Annotated in this window: 9 protein-coding genes and 1 tRNA gene; 6 read left to right on the top strand and 4 right to left on the bottom strand. The window is 64.4% G+C overall.

From position 1 onward, the window contains the following. Positions 1-71 precede the first annotated feature (71 nt). The 4 genes from ABS767_RS02395 to ABS767_RS02410 all read left to right on the top strand — a co-directional run bounded on the left by ABS767_RS02395 (position 72) and on the right by ABS767_RS02410 (position 4,508). Entirely contained in the window at positions 72-1,433 is a 1,362-nt protein-coding gene (locus ABS767_RS02395; RefSeq protein ID WP_408076766.1) for a hypothetical protein, read from the top strand. Between the two features lie 154 nt (positions 1,434-1,587). Beyond that, complete coding sequence (locus tag ABS767_RS02400) at positions 1,588-2,310, top strand: IclR family transcriptional regulator (RefSeq protein WP_408076767.1); 723 nt, start codon at positions 1,588-1,590, stop codon at positions 2,308-2,310. An 82-nt stretch (positions 2,311-2,392) separates the two neighbouring features. Next, complete coding sequence (locus ABS767_RS02405; RefSeq protein WP_408076768.1) at positions 2,393-3,322, top strand: dihydrodipicolinate synthase family protein; 930 nt, start codon at positions 2,393-2,395, stop codon at positions 3,320-3,322. A gap of 10 nt (positions 3,323-3,332) precedes the next feature. Beyond that, positions 3,333-4,508: a mandelate racemase/muconate lactonizing enzyme family protein gene (locus ABS767_RS02410; RefSeq protein ID WP_408076769.1), complete on the top strand. Its 1,176-nt coding sequence runs from the start codon at positions 3,333-3,335 to the stop codon at positions 4,506-4,508. 130 nt (positions 4,509-4,638) lie between these two features. On the opposite strand, the gene ABS767_RS02415 is transcribed toward ABS767_RS02410, so the two are convergent. Both ABS767_RS02415 and ABS767_RS02420 read right to left on the bottom strand, forming a co-directional pair. Further along, positions 4,639-7,461 (bottom strand): hypothetical protein, encoded by a 2,823-nt coding sequence (locus ABS767_RS02415; protein WP_408076770.1) that lies wholly within the window; start codon positions 7,459-7,461, stop codon positions 4,639-4,641. 41 nt (positions 7,462-7,502) lie between these two features. Beyond that, positions 7,503-10,208 carry a TonB-dependent receptor gene (locus ABS767_RS02420; RefSeq protein ID WP_408076771.1) on the bottom strand — a complete coding sequence of 902 codons (2,706 nt, stop codon included), beginning with the start codon at positions 10,206-10,208 and terminating at the stop codon, positions 7,503-7,505. Between the two features lie 138 nt (positions 10,209-10,346). On the opposite strand from ABS767_RS02420, the gene ABS767_RS02425 reads away from it, so the two are divergent. Further along, positions 10,347-11,930: a sialate O-acetylesterase gene (locus ABS767_RS02425; protein ID WP_408076772.1), complete on the top strand. Its 1,584-nt coding sequence runs from the start codon at positions 10,347-10,349 to the stop codon at positions 11,928-11,930. Here ABS767_RS02425 and ABS767_RS02430 read toward each other — a convergent pair. Together ABS767_RS02430 and ABS767_RS02435 are read right to left on the bottom strand one after the other, a co-directional pair. Further along, the gene (locus ABS767_RS02430) at positions 11,914-13,131 is read right to left on the bottom strand and encodes a tyrosine-type recombinase/integrase (RefSeq protein ID WP_408076773.1); all 1,218 of its coding nucleotides are present in this window, start codon (positions 13,129-13,131) and stop codon (positions 11,914-11,916) included. The two genes, ABS767_RS02425 and ABS767_RS02430, sit on opposite strands and share 17 nt — an antisense overlap. Positions 13,132-13,281: 150 nt before the next feature. Then, a tRNA-Thr gene (locus ABS767_RS02435) sits at positions 13,282-13,357 on the bottom strand. A 184-nt stretch (positions 13,358-13,541) separates the two neighbouring features. On the opposite strand from ABS767_RS02435, the gene ABS767_RS02440 reads away from it, so the two are divergent. Further along, complete coding sequence (locus ABS767_RS02440; RefSeq protein WP_408076774.1) at positions 13,542-14,828, top strand: PAS domain-containing protein; 1,287 nt, start codon at positions 13,542-13,544, stop codon at positions 14,826-14,828. The last annotated feature ends 126 nt before the right edge of the window (positions 14,829-14,954 follow it).

Here is a 14,954-nt window from a genome sequence, read left to right on the forward strand (position 1 = left end):
AATTATAGGCTACACGTTACTCGGCTCCGGGTGGCGTTTGGGGGCCCACAGAAACGCATAAGGAGAGAGTCATGCCGAAAATCCTAGCCGGGGCCACGATCGCCGCGGGCTTACTCGCCACAGGCGGAAGCGCCGCCCTCATATCCCGCGACGCCAGCCCGTCCGGCGTCGTGCGCACTACCGATGGCCCACGCGCCGCCCAACCCGGTGTGAAAACGTCCGCGACAACCGAAATCGCCAGCCTTTCGTCCGCGCTGGACGCCCCGACGCTGGGCCTTGCCGATTCGGTCATCGAGACCTTCCATGACAGCAACGCAAATTTGTGCGGCACCCAGAAGGTGCATATCGACGGCCCGGTCCGCGCGTTCGAGGACCAGAACAACGTCATCCACCTGACCGTATCCGACCCCAACGCCACCGGCTGGCAATGGACCGGATCCGTCACCGGCTTCACCAACAACCCCAAGACCGCGACGCTCGACTGCACGCCGGTGATGATCGGCAACAGCGGCAACACCGATCCTTCCCAGTTCGATCAGAAGACCTGGATTCAGGCGATCCATTTCGCCGGATCGACCGTCTATGCCTATGGTCATGAGGATTATTTCGGGACGCGCACCAACGATCCCGATTGCCACGATGCGGGGACGACCGACGGACTGCCCTATTGCTGGTATTCGTCGATCCCATTGTGGACGGCGACCGTCTCGCCGCCCGACCGTCACGTCAATTTCGGCCGCTCGGCCGCGACCCCGGGGCATGTCGCCATCTATCCGCAGGTCGCCTATCCGGGCGATGCCAACACGACCTCTGCCGGGTGGATAGGATACGGCACGCCGTCGAACATCATCCGCGGCCGCAACCAGGACGGCACGCTGAACGGCTATTACTACATGTTCGCCTATAGCAGCTCCAACTATGCCGGGCAGGGCAAGGGCGTCTGCCTGTTCCGCAGCGCCGACCCGACCGACCGGACGAGCTGGCGCGCCTGGGACGGCAGCACCGCATCGCCGCAGTTCGTCCAGCAGATGAAAAACCCGTACAGCAATACCAACTCGGCCTGCGCGACGGTACAACCCTCGCTGTTCAACAGCTATGTCCGCTCGGTTGTGTGGCACAAGCCATCGCGCCACTACATCGCGATCATCCGCAACAGCAGCGCGGTGCAATATGCGACATCGACCGACCTGCTGACCTGGAGCGCGCCGCAGAACCTGCTGGTCTCGACATCCGCCGAGGCGAATTATCCGGTGGTGATCGATTTCGACGGCGGCGATTACGGCGATTCGAACTTCGACCGCGTCTATTCGAACGGGAGAAGCTACCTCTTCTACCGCAAGTCGATCGTCAGCGGGCATACGCGAATCACCCGGCGCAAGATCGCGGTGACCAACTATCCCGCCGATCCGCCGGGCTCAGCCAACCCCTATTGAGGGCACTCGGCAAGAAAATGTAACGCTAGGCGAAACAAAGGAGTTGCGCTCTTAGCGACATCCTTCACAAAGGGTGCGGGCGGTGGTGCAAGGCGCCGCCGCTCGCTCTATCTTGTGGCGCCACCTCTGGCGCATCTGATCGGAACGCCTGTCCATGCTGTCCAAACCGAACGCCCAGCCCAACCAGAGCCTGATCGACGGAATCGCTACCCTACAGGCGCTGGCGGTCTCGCCCGAACCGGTGGGAAATCGCGAACTGGCACGGCAACTTGGCTTCAACCCGACCCGCGTCAACCGCCTCCTCAAGACGCTGTCCTATCTCGGCATCGCGCGCCAGACGGCGAACCGCAAATATACCGCGGGCCCGGGGATGCATGTGCTGGCCGCTCAGAGCCTGCACGCGTCGCGTATCATGCAGGACGCACTCCCGGTGCTCGAGGAGCTGCGCCGGTTCGGTCTCACCATCGCGCTCGGCGTACTGTGGCGCGACAGTGTCAGCTACCTATTCCACGCCCCGCCGGGGATGAGCACGACCCAAGGCATCGGCCGCATCGGACTCCTGCCCGCGACGTCCAGCGGGATCGGCATGGCGCTGCTCGCCCAGCATGACGACGCGCTGATCGCCGACCTGTTCGCGGGTCGCGAAATTCCGGGATTTCCGAACGGGCTGGACGATCTGCTCAAGGCGATCGGCGCGGTCCGCGACGAGGGCTACGCACGCGTGCTCGTCAACGCGGCGGAGGACCGGCACACCGTCGCGGTCCCGGTGTCCCACCCCTCCTTCGCAGCGGTCGGCATGTCGGGCTGGATTCCGGAACAGAACACGGGCGCGATCGTCGAGGCGCTTAAGGCCGCCGCTGCAAGGATCGGCGACTAGCGGGAAAAGTATTGCTAATTTAGCAATGGTTGCATAAGTCCGATGCGTGGCCGGGTACAGGCCAAGCACGGGAGTGATGTGCATGAAGGATATTGCCGGCGCCTTTCCGGTGCTGCCGACCATCTTCGACGATGCGGGTGAAATCGATGCACGCGGCATGGCGAATGTCGTCGAATGGGTGATCGCGTGCGGATGCGATGGCATCGTGTTCCCGGGCCTCGCCAGCGAATATGACCTGCTCGACCTCGACGAGCGCTTGGCGCTGATCGCGACGATCGGCGAGCGCGCCGCCGGTCGCGTTTCCTTCGTCGCCGGATGCAGCGGGCAAAGCGATGCGGAGAGCGCCACGCTGATCGCGGCAGCCGAACGCGCGGGAGCAGCGGCGGCGATGATCGTCACCCCGGCGCGCAAGGGCGACGATCTCGATGCGATCGGCGATTTCTATGCCGGGCTGGCCGATGCCGCTTCGGTACCGGTGATGTTGCAGAACGCGCCCCGCCCGATGGGGCTGGGGCTCAGCACCCGCCAGCTGGTCCAGGTGATCGAGCGCGCGCCCAACATCGCCTATGTGAAGGAAGAGAACGCCCCCTGTGGCCAGCGCATCACGATGCTGCGCGAGGCGGGCGTGCCCCAGCTGCGTGCGATCTTCGGCGGCGCCGGCGGGCGCTATATCACCGACGAACTGGCGCGCGGCGCAGAGGGAACGATGCCCGCATCGGAGATCGCCGATCTGCACGTCAAGCTGATCGCCGCGCATCGCGCGGGCGAACTGGCGACCGTGCGGATGCTGTTCGAACGCACGCTGCCGCTGCTCAACATGCAGGCGGTGTTCCGCTGGCGCCTGACCAAGGAGGTGCTGCGCCGCCGTGGCCTGATCGAATCGGCCTATGTCCGCGCGCCCGGGCCCGAGCTCGACCGCCACGACCTCGCCGAGCTGGACCAGCTGCTCGCGACGCTCGAGCCGCTGATGCGCGAGATGGGCAGTTCGCTCGATCTGCGCCAGACGGTATAGAGGCGGCGCCATGCGGGACCAGATCGACCATATCGAGACGTTCATCGTCACCATTCCGCGCGACACGCCCTATCTCGGGCCGCTGCGCCCGGGCGAACGCGTGAACGAGCGCGGCTATCTGGTCCGCAGCTCGAACCGCACCATCTATCCAACGCAGGACCGCTCGGTGCTGGTCAAGGTGACCACGCGCGATGGCGCGATCGGCTGGGGCGAGACCTATGGTCTGACCGCGCCGCGCGTGATCGGCGACCTGATCGACGACCTGATCCTGCCGGTGGTGCGCGGTCGCGATCCGTTTGACGTGTCGGCGATCTGGCACGAGCTGTACGACATGCTGCGCGTGCGCGGCTACACCGGCGGTTTCTGGCTCGACGCCCTCGCCGCGATGGACATCGCGCTGTGGGATATCTGTGGCAAGCTGGCCGGGCAGCCGATCCGCAAGCTGCTGGGCGGCGAGCGGCGCTCGTCGATCCCCGCCTATGTCTCAGGCCTCCCGCGCGCGACGCTCGACGAGCGGGTGGAACTGGCCGCGCAGTTCGTCGCCAAGGGCTATGACGCGATCAAGTTCGCTGCGGCGGTCGACCCCGACGGGATTGAGGCCGAACTGGCAGCGCTACGCGATGCGCTGGGGCCGAAGGTCAAGTTGATGATCGACTTCCACTGGATGTTCGGCGCGGCCGAGGCCGCGGCGCTGATCCGGCGGCTCGAGCCCCATGGCCTGTGGTTCGCCGAGGCGCCGGTGAAGCCCGAGGATGTCGAGGGGCTGACGCAGGTCGCGCGCAGCGTGGCGACGCCGATCGCGGGCGGCGAGGAATGGCGCAGCGTCCACGACGCCCTGCCCCGGCTGCGCGCGGGCGCATTGGCGATCGTCCAGCCCGAAATGGGGCATAAGGGCATCACGCAATTCATGCGCATCGCACAGCTCGCCGGTGCGCATCATGTTAAAACGATCCCGCACGCGACGATCGGCATCGGTATCTTTCAGGCGGCGAGCCTGCAGGCTTCGGCGGCGATCGATGACCTCCCGATGCACGAGTATCAGCATTCAATCCTGGACCGGAACGCCGCTTTACTTGACGGTGAGCTGAAGTGCGAAGCGGGCGCCTATGCGCTGCCCGAGGGACCGGGGCTGGGAGTCGTGCCGGGCGCGGCGCTGTGGGCGCATGCGGAGAAGATTCAGGGATAGGTGGCGGTTGTGCCGTCCCTGATTTGACACCTTCAATCAGCCCGGCGCGGTCGCCTCCCGTTGTCCCCCCGGAACAAGTCCGGGGTGCCGGGATGATTGGGGGCGTCGGCGATCCAGACTCCGCTTACCCTTACTCCCCCAGTACCGTCTCCGGGCTAGTCACGGTCCCACCGCCGACCGTGTCGACCGAGAGGGTGAAGCGCAGGCTCTGCCCGTGCTTGCGCGGCACGCTGAATTCGAACGGGAAGGCAGCGTCGGTGATCGCCTTCCAGTCTGCGTCGTCGCGATAGCGCAATGTGGCGGACCGCACCTTGCTGTCGTCGTCGCGCAGATAGACATAGCCGCGCCGCCCGAAGCTGCCGAAATCGAGCAGGTACGCGCGGGCGTCGCCCGCTGCCAGTTCGGCGCTGTCGTTGGGCACCGGCGTGCCGGGTTTTTCGAGCCCCGCCCGGTCGATGCTCGTCTTCGCGCGCAGTCCGTCGACGCGCAGCGCGACCTGCCCGCCCGCGGGGACGGTGACCGTCACTTTGCCGTCGGCGAGCGCAGCGCTGCCCTCGCGCGACAATGCGGTGACGCGCAGCGGCCCGGCGGCGGTGACCCGCGCCGGATCGATCTCGATCGCACTGGTCACCGGCTTGTCCGACTGGTTGGCGAGCGCGAGATAGAGCGCGTCGCCGCGATAGCCCGCGACATAGTTGAGTTCCGGGTGGAAACGGTTGAGCAGCCCCTTGGGCATCCACAGATGCACGCCGCTGTCGCCATAGAAGCGGCCCGGCGCATAGCCGTAGAAGCCGTTCTGGAGATAGGCATAGGCCTCGATGAACTGGGCGGGGAAGTCGATCTGCCCCTTCGACCGCGCGCTTGCATCCGCCAACAGATAGTCGAGCAGCATCGTCGCCATCGGCCAGATATGGTTATAGTGGAACGAGTTGACGCTCAGATTCTGATGCGCGTTGAGTGGATAGTCCGCACCCTCGTAGATCGTCGTGCGCGCGGTGTTGATGTGATAGCCAGGGAAGTTGCGATAGCGGCCGATGATCGCTGAGCGCGCGACATCGTGGAGCAACTTGTCGCCAGTGTCCGCCGCAATGCGCAGCATCCAGGGCGCAAAATTTGCCATGAAGATCGCGCGGTGCCCAGTGCTGGTGCCCGAGCTTTCCGGCGTCAGCCCCCATTCGGATAGTCGCCAGGCGGGCACGTCCTCCTGCGGCGCCGACATCGGCTTGTGCCCCTTCGACGCGAGGTACCAATAGACCGGCGCCTTGCCGCCCGGATTCACTGTCACATTGGCGTCGGGGATTGCCGGCGCCATCCAGGTGAACATGGTGTAGCGGCGCGCGCCCAGCCGGGCGGCATCGAGGAACCGCCGTTCGCCACTCGCTTCGTACAGGCGGTAGAGATCGACGAAATCGGGGACGAAAGCGGGCCAGAAGAAGAAGGCCGAATCCTTGAACTCGGCCTGTTGGGTCTCGACGCGCGTGGCCAAATAGCGATCCGCGCCCGCCACCGCGGCGGCGAGCATCGTGCGATCGCCGGTCGCCTCGAACAGCGAGAGTGCATTCTGCCAGGTCTTGCCCTGTTCGGCGACATCGAGGTTGCGCGTGCGCGATCCTGCATATTCGCGCTTCGCGAGTTCAATCAGCGCAGGGTTGCGACGGCCCAGGACGGCATAGAGCGTCGCCAGTTCGGAAATTGGCGCGGTCGGACCGAGCAGCGTGCGCGAGGGGTTCTGGATCTTCTGTTCGGGGTCTAGGCTGAACAGGAACTTCTCCCGAGACAGCATATATTCGACATAGGGGATCACCCGATCCTCGAACATGCCGGGCCGGTCGGTAACCAGCGCCAGTTCGAACGGGTTGAGGCTGCTGACATTCTTGACCGCGCCAGGCACGTCGGTGGAGTAGGACGACCCCTTCAGCTCCGCGATCCAGCGCGCATAGGACGACATCGAATAGTCGACCATGCGATCGAAGGTGGTGTTGAGCGAGCCCACCGCGTTGCTGCGAAAATCGCGGAAGCCGTACACCTCCCGCGCCAGCTTCTCGTAGAGCTGGGTCAGTTCCTCCGCCTTATCGCGGACCAGATAGGCGCGGAACTGCGTGCTCGCCCCGCTGGCGAGCTTCGATCCCGCCCCGCCCATTACCGGCGCGAAGATCATCGGGCTGGCGGTGCCATCGGTACCACGCACCGTCACGCCGAAGCGGCTATTGTCGGCGAGCGGCAGCGGCTGGAACGGGAATTCGCCGGGATGCGCGATCGCGGCAAAGCCGGTGTCGCCCTGACGAACCATCGTCGTCGGCAGCGTCGCGCGATAGGCGAGCGTCAGATAGGAGCGGTCGGGCAGCCGCTTTTCCTGCCAGATCAGCGGCTGCCAGATTTCCGAGGCCTGCGCCGCCGCAACGTCGGGCGCACCAGTATAGCCTACCGAGAAATAGCCCGGCGCCCGGGCATCGAGCTTCCAGCTGAGCAGCGGATAGGGCTTTGCCGCGAGGTCGACTTCGGCGGTCAGGATGAAGCGGGGATCGGCCGGATAGCTCGCAATCAGCCGGTCACCCTCGCGCCGCACGCTTGCAGGCTTCATCGCAATCGTTTCGCCGGCGTTGAAATAGTCGGCGCTGCGCGGCTCTGCCTTCGCGGCGAGGATACGGTCGTCGAACCCGTCGCCCTGCGTGGCTTCGTCGCGCTTCTCCGCGACGAGGTCGGCACGCGCGGGATCGAACGCGCGCCAGGTGGCGACATTGTATGCGACCCCTTTGATCCCCGCCGGACGCTGCGCCATCTGCGGATCGTCAGGGCGGTACAGCACCGTGAAGTCGAGATCGAAGCCGGCGATCCGCTGCGCCAGCGCATCCGTGGTCGCCGCCGGAGGCGCGGCCCCGGTCGCAACCGGTTCCCGCAGCCCGCACGCCGCCAGCGCCGAGCCAGCCGCCAGCATTGCCACCAATGCCGGCATCCGGCTCCTGCGCCCAATAGTCATGCTACGCCTCACCCTTGTCAGAACCGGAAGGTCAGCGTTCCGGTAATGGAGCGCCCATTTTCGAGGTAACTCGCAATCGCTTCCTCATAGTTGGCAAATTTGCGGGTCGGGGTATTCGTCAGGTTCGATCCCGCGATGCTAATCTTCACCCCCTTGGCGATGTCGTAATCGACCCCCGCGGAAAGATAGCCCGCCGCCTTGTAGTAGATGCCGTTGCCCTCCAGCCCGATGCGGTTGAGGAATCCGCTGCGGTACGAATATCCGACGCGCATGCCGAATGGCCCCTCCTCGTAGAACAGCAGCGCGGTGCCGCTGTGCTTTGATAGCGACTGGAGCGGCAATTCGTCGTTGGTACGCCCGTCGATGATCCCCGACTTGCTGTCGATGAAGGTATAGGTCCCCTTCACCCCCAGATTCTCGAGCGGGCCGGGCAGGAAGTCGAGTGGCTGGCGGATCTGGACCTCGAACCCCTTGATCGTCGCGCCCTGGCCGTTGAACGTGCGGCCGATGCGATACGGAGTTTCGGGATCGCTGTCGTTCGGATCGGCGTCGAGCCCCGGGATCACCTCTTCAACCGTCTGCGAGTAGATGAAGCTCTCGACATCCTTGTAGAAGGCAGCCAGCGACCAGAGCGCCCCGCGCCGCGGATACCATTCGATCGAGGCGTCCAGCTGATTGACGCGGAAGGGCTGGAGCGCCGGATTGCCGCCCGCGCCGGTCCCGGCCGAGGTGATCGAGAAGGAAGGCGATTGGTCGCGCGTGTCCGGCCGCGCCATCACCCGCGCGGCGCCGAGGCGGAAGAGCACGCTGTCCGACACCTCGAACCGCGTCGCGACGCTGGGCAGCCAGTCGTCATAGGCGACGGTCTGGTTGACCGGCTCGAACGCGCCCAGCGTGGTGCTGCCACGAATGCCGTAAAAGCCGTCGGCGATCAGCCGGGTGTTGACGTAGCGCAGGCCAAAATTGCCGCTGACTGGCACCGCGAACAGCTTCGTCTCGAAGTTGCCCTGAACATAGGCGGAGTGAACTGGCTCGCGCAGCGTGAAGCTCGATGTCGGGTCGTAGAGATTGGGCGTGCAGGTCGACGAGAAGACCTGGCAGATGCCCTCATTCCCCTGCTTGTCGGTGATCGGCACCAGATAGGAGGTCGGAAAGTCGCCCTGGGCACCGGTCAGGAACCGGTCGAACTCGACGATTTCGTAATTGCCCGGGATCGAGGTCACCGGGATGCGCGTCGATGCACCCGTCGGATAGGTCGTCTGGTTGCGATAGGTTTCGCGGTTGAGGTCGATCTGCGCGAAGCGATAGCCCGCCTCGATCGACGTCAGGAATCCCCGGTCGAAACTGTAGCGCGCATCCAGCCGGAAGGTCGCCTCCTCCGCCTCGTAGAGATAGCGGTTATCGAAGCTGGTCCGATAGATGTAGAGCGCCGGATCGGTAATATCGACATTGGCGGGCAAGCCGACTGCAGGCACGTCGCGATCGCGGAAGTCGAACGAGACGAGTTGTGCGGAGGTCGTGTCGGCACGCAGATAGGTCTGGCCGTAATCCTGCGTAGCGCGGGTGAAGGACACGTCGCTCGACAGTTCGATCCGGTCACCCAGCTTGCCCTTCACGCCGAATTGGCCCGAGAAGATATCGGTGGGCAGAGTCAGCCGCTCGGCATTGCCCTGAATGACGGCGCGTACCGTACCGGCGACGATATTCTCGTTCTCCGAAACGACGAGGTCGGTATATCCGGACGCGGCACGGCTCAGCGGGATCGACACCCAATTGCGCTTCCGGTCGGTATCGGCGTGCGCGTAGAGCAGGTCGGCATGGAATTCGAGACTGTCGTTAGCCTCGAAGAAGATGTTGGCGGTGGCGCCGTATTTCGTCCGCTTTTCCTGAAGCCGCTGATAGCGGATGTCATTGAAATAATAAATGTTGTTGCCGTCGCCATTGGGATCGACGACGTCGGGATCGGAACTGAAATTGTCGGGCTGTTCGCGCCAGGACGAGAAGCTGTCGAACGAATCCTGACCGATATTGAGCCGCTGATAATTGGCACCGATCGCGACGCCCAGCCGGCCGTCGAGGAACGATGCCGCAACCAGGCCCGTGAGCCGGTAGGACGGGTCGCCGGCCTTGGATTTATCCACGATCTGCGCCGATCCGCCGATGAAGAACTTCTTCCGCGACGAGGCGCGGCGGGTGAGAATGTTGACCGTGCCGCCGAGCGACCCCTCGATCATCGACGGCGAGGGCAACTTGGTCACGTCCATCCGCGCGACCAGTTCCGAAGGGATCAGCGTGAGGACGTTATAGGCGCCCTCGTCGGGGCCATCGGCACCACGGCCATAGGGGCTGATGAGCGTGTGACCGTTGAATTCCAGCCGGTTCTGACTGAGCCCGCGGATCGCGATGTCCGCCGCCTCGTCGATCTCGCGCCTCACCTGCACGCCCGACACGCGCTCCAGCGATTCGGCGACATTCTGGTCGGGCAGCTTACCGATATCCTCGGCTACGATCGAATCGACGATCAGCTTCGACCGGCGCTTGATATCGATCGATTCGGCTTCGGATTCGCGGATACCGGTGACGATCACTTCGGTCGTGGGCGCCTGCGTGCCGCCGGTCTCGGCCTCAGCCGCGCTTTCGTTCTCCTGAGCGAAACAGTTTGGCGCGGCGCCAAGCATCGCTGCGACCAGCGCAATCTGAGAAATTTTCGCGATTCTCTTCAAGGCATCCTCCATCCCAATCGTCACCCCGCTTCGAGCGAGCGGTTCGGCTGATGGGCTTTTTGTTGCTATTTTAGCTATAAGTCAACCGCGATCTATCCTACGTTCGCGCCGATCGGTGGAATGGAGGAAAGGATATTCATGCCACGCAGCGTCGCCCTGGCCCTAGCCGCCGCACTCATTCCGTCAGCAATGGCGGCGGCGCAGACCCGCGACGCGGGCTCGCCTCCCGCCGCGGAGCGGGTAGGCACGGATTCGCTATTCGCATCGCACATGGTGCTGCAGCGCGATCGTCCGATCCGAATCTGGGGCCGTGCGCTCCCCGGGGAAGCGGTCCGACTATCGCTTGGCAAGGCGCAAGCGCGGGCGATCACTAGGCCGGACGGGACGTGGACCGTCACGCTTCCCGCGCGGCCGGCGGGCGGCCCGTATCGCCTCGACGTGTCGGCGCCGTCGTTCCGCGACCGCTATCGCGAAATCCTGATTGGCGACGTCTGGCTATGCGCGGGCCAGTCGAACATGGAGTTCCGCCGATCCAAAGCGGTCGATCTGCCCGCGCACTTCGCACCTGATGCCGGTCTGCGGATGCTCGACATCGCCCGCCGCGAGGCGCCGACGCCGTCCCCACACCTCATGACGCTTGCCGGGTGGAAGACCTCGACACCCGACAGCGCGGCGCGCTTTTCGGCCATCTGCCACCATTTCGGGGAGCGCCTGCGCGCGCAGCTGGGCGTTCCGATCGGCCTGGTCGGCGCGTCATGGGGCGGAACGCGCATCGCCGCCTTTGTCGATGCCGTCACGCTGAAGACCCGCGGACTCGACGGCACCGCGCACGATCCGGTATCCCGCCAGAATGACGGACGCGTGTTCAACGCGATGATCGCTCCGCTCGCGCCGTCTGGGCTGAAGGGGGTGCTCTGGTATCAGGGCGAGAGCGACACACACCGGCCGGAGGGATATGCACCGCGACTGGCCGCGCTCGCGGCAAGCTGGAGACAGGCCTTCGCCCAGCCGCTGCCGATGATCGTCGTGCAGCTCCCGCCGTTCAACCCGTCGCCGCGCACCCCGCCCGGCCACTGGGCCGAGATACGGGAGGCGCAACGGCGCTTCGTTTCCGACGACGGTTCCGCCGGACTGGTGGTGCAGATCGATCAGGAGAGCGCGAACGACCTGCACCCGGCGAAGAAGGCTGTCGTTGCGGAACGCGCGGCCGAACGTGCTTTGTCGGTGGCCTATGGGCATGGAAGTTCGCGGTCGGGCGCAGAGCCGCCGCGTATCGTCCGGATAGGACGCAGGCTTCTGCTGAATTATGAAATCCCGGACCGCCTCGTCGCGCCCAACCCGGAGGCAGTACGCGGCTTCGAGATTTGCACCGACACCTGTGCTGCGATCCAGGCGCGCCTGACCGGCCCCCGAAGGATCGAACTGACGATCTCCGATTCTACCGTGCCGCGATGCCTGCGCTACGCCTGGGCCGACGTTCCACAGCAGAATTTGCAAACGGAGCGCAGCGGACCGCCGGGACCTTTCGCCATTTCTCTGCGTGAAGATACGACGGTGGCAGACCCGGGAGTCGCGCCGACTACAGATCACCGCAAGATTGAGGTTCGAGCCGCTGTCAGCAAATGCAACCTATTCCATTCCGGGATGTGCGGTAGCGAGGTCACCGCCTCCGACACCCGGCCGTCTGCCCGCGGCCCAATAGCCGCTATGCTCGTTTGCTAAACTTTCCCTTGATCACTTTTCCGCCAATCCGAAGCTGGTCGAGATAATCTGACCACCACTGCGCCATGCGAACCCTCTCCGCCCAATGAGCGCCGCGATGGTAAGCCGCTCGAACTTTGTCCTTCTCACCGTGGGCCAACGCGCGCTCGATGGCGTCAGGATGCCAAAGGCCTGACTCATTGAGCAGGGTGCTGGCCATCGCACGAAACCCATGGCTGGTCATTTCGTCGTGTTCGAACCCGAGGCGGCGGAGCGCAACGTTCAACGTATTATCCGAAAGGGGCCGATTCGTTGTGTGAAGTGCCGGGAACAGAAACTCGCTTTCCCGGGCGAGCGACCGGAGATCCTGAAGAAGGTATAGCACCTGCCGAGATAGCGGCACCGCGTGTGCCTGTTTCATCTTCATCCGCTCAGCCGGCACTCGCCAAACCTTCTCTGCGAAATCGATCTCGCTCCACTTCGCTTGCCTCAATTCACCAGGTCGGAGAAATACGTGAGGCGCGATCCTCAACGCGTGAAGGGTTTCGGGTCGGCCTTGATAGCCATCGATCGCGCGAAGCAATTCGCCCACCTTCTTTGGCTCGACAATAGCGGCATGATGTTTGACGCGCGGGACTGTGAGCGCGCCGCGCAGAATATCTGCCGGATTCCGCTCGGTGCGCAGCGTAGCGAAACCGTAGCGGAACACCCGGCCTGCGAACGATCGAAGCCTGAGCGCAGTCTCGTGGTGTCCGCGCCGCTCGACACGCTTCAAAACGTCCAGAAGCTCGTGAGGCGTGACCGAAGCAATTGGGCGCTTGGCGATGCCGCCCAAGAGTTCGAGGAACCAGCGGGCCTTTTTGAGGGTCGCCGGTGATTTCCCCTCGCGCTCCATCTTCTGAATATATTCCTCGGCCACGAGTCCAAAGGTCGTCTGGGCCGCAAGCTCAGCTTTCAGGCGACGCTGCCGCTTCTCCTCAACCGGGTCGATGCCGTCGTCCAACTCGGCCTTGGCCTCATCGCGCTTCCGGCGTGCTTGGGGCAACGAGACATCGGGGAAACTTCCCAGCGAGAGCTTCCGTTCGATGCCGCAGCATCGGTAGCGAAAGCGCCACAGCAAAGCCCCGGATGGCTGCACCAGCAAATACAAGCCATCAGCGTCGGCAACTTTATAAGGACGCTCAGCCGGTTTGAGCGATCGAATCTGCATCACCGTAAGCATGGGGCCACGCCTCCTGCATCGTTCGTGGCCCCATGATTCGTGGCCCCTTTTGAGTGGGCCACGGCGGAACATAATGAGATTTCATGGGACCGCCGAAAGCCAGTTTACCGCAGTTTTCTGCGGTTTTCTAGCCTTGTTCACGGTATGGACTGGTGCCGCTTACAGGACTCGAACCTGTGACCCCCGCATTACGAATGCGATGCTCTACCAACTGAGCTAAAGCGGCCCGACCGGCGCGTGCCGCCGGGGAAGGTGGCGGCGCTTACCAGCGTTGTTCATGGCTGACAAGCGTTGCCGAAGCGTTGACGCCCGGCACTTTGCCGATCCCGCGCCTTTACGCGGTGTTTACCACATGGGGGGCACAGTCGGGTTCAACGTTCGAGGGCCAGTGCCCTCTGTGGAGCATGCGCATGGACACCGGCCGCGGATTCGATGACCGACCCGACACCGATCATGACGATAGCGGCGTGAGCGATCCGGCCGCCAGCGAGGCGCGCCTGTCGATTGGCAGCGACGAGCGCCGCATGCATGTGCGCGCATACAACCACTGGGTGTCGCTGCTGCATGGCCGCGCCTATCCGTCGATCGAGGATCTCGATCCGGGCAACATCGCCGATTTCGGGCCGCACAGCGTACTGCTCGATTTCAGCGCAGGGGTGGAGAATCCAGCGATTCGCTATCTCGGCGGCTCGCTGCGCGAGGAATGCGGCGTCACCGCCGACATTACCCATGTCGCGGAGGTGCCGTCCCGCTCGCTGCTGTCTCGGCTGACCGATCACTATCTGCAGATCATCGCAAATCGCGCGCCGATCGGCTTCGAAGCCGAATTCGTCGGGCAGCGCGGCCACAATACGCTCTATCGCGGCATCCTGATGCCCTTCTCGTCCGACGAGGACACGATCGACTTCATCTATGGTGTCATCAACTGGAAGGAAATGGTCGACGCCGAGACCCAGGCAAGCCTGGAACGCGAGATCGATGCCGCGCGCCGCGCCGCGCCGACCAAGGCGGCGGTCGCCCCGGTCTGGGCCGACGGTCCGAGTTCCGGCTTCGGCGATGGCAACAACCTTGCAGAACGCGAAGTCGAGGTTGCCACGACTGTACCCGAATCGCTTGCAGACCGGCTGATGCTGGCACGCGAGAGCGCCGCCGCCGCGCGCGCGGCGGATACGCGCAGCCGGTCCTCGCTCTACCGTGCCTTGTCGCGCGCCTATGATTTCGCGCGCGCATCGGAACATGATGTCGAAAGCTATGCCGAACTGCTCGCCGATGCGGGGATTGCTGTCCAGGCGCGCGCGCCGATGACGGGCGCGGTAAAGCTCGTCTTCGGCGCCGACTATGACAAGACGCGTCTGACGGAATTTGCAGCGGTATTGGACCATGCACGTCGCCACGAGGTGGCCGAGGGCGGGCTGGACGACTTCATCGTGGCTGCAGCGGGCGGGATCAAGGGAATCGTCAGGGCTGAGCGCGCACTGCGCCGAAAGCCGGCCCAACCCGCGCAGGATCTGTTCGAACGGGTACGCGCCGAACTGCGTGCGCGACCTGCGCTCGCCCGGGTTGCGATGCCGGCCGGCACCGACGAGTTCGTATTGCTGCTCGCCCGCGCTGGCGCCGACGGTGAACTCGATATCGTCGCGCGGATCGAAGACGACGCAGCCCTGTCGCAACGTGCGCTTCGCAAGGCCGCGGCATGACCGCGTAGTACCTCCGCCTTCTCCCAAGCTGCGCGCGAACCGATCCAAACGAACGGTTCGCGCGCATTTTTTTGTCCGGCGTTACCGCTATCCCGGCAATTTAGTCTCAATTGTTACTGTGCAGCG

Source organism: Sphingomonas plantiphila (assembly GCF_046000505.1).
GTDB lineage: Bacteria > Pseudomonadota > Alphaproteobacteria > Sphingomonadales > Sphingomonadaceae > Sphingomonas > Sphingomonas plantiphila.

Bases quoted from the DNA above. Each gene is read 5' to 3' on its own strand.
- ABS767_RS02415 (WP_408076770.1), bottom strand. From the start codon at position 7,461: ATGCCGGCATTGGTGGCAATGCTGGCGGCTGGCTCGGCGCTGGCGGCG.
- ABS767_RS02440 (WP_408076774.1), top strand. From the start codon at position 13,542: ATGGACACCGGCCGCGGATTCGATGACCGACCCGACACCGATCATGAC.
- ABS767_RS02395 (WP_408076766.1), top strand. From the start codon at position 72: ATGCCGAAAATCCTAGCCGGGGCCACGATCGCCGCGGGCTTACTCGCC.
- ABS767_RS02400 (WP_408076767.1), top strand. From the start codon at position 1,588: ATGCTGTCCAAACCGAACGCCCAGCCCAACCAGAGCCTGATCGACGGA.
- ABS767_RS02425 (WP_408076772.1), top strand. From the start codon at position 10,347: ATGCCACGCAGCGTCGCCCTGGCCCTAGCCGCCGCACTCATTCCGTCA.
- ABS767_RS02430 (WP_408076773.1), bottom strand. From the start codon at position 13,131: ATGCTTACGGTGATGCAGATTCGATCGCTCAAACCGGCTGAGCGTCCT.
- ABS767_RS02410 (WP_408076769.1), top strand. From the start codon at position 3,333: ATGCGGGACCAGATCGACCATATCGAGACGTTCATCGTCACCATTCCG.
- ABS767_RS02405 (WP_408076768.1), top strand. From the start codon at position 2,393: ATGAAGGATATTGCCGGCGCCTTTCCGGTGCTGCCGACCATCTTCGAC.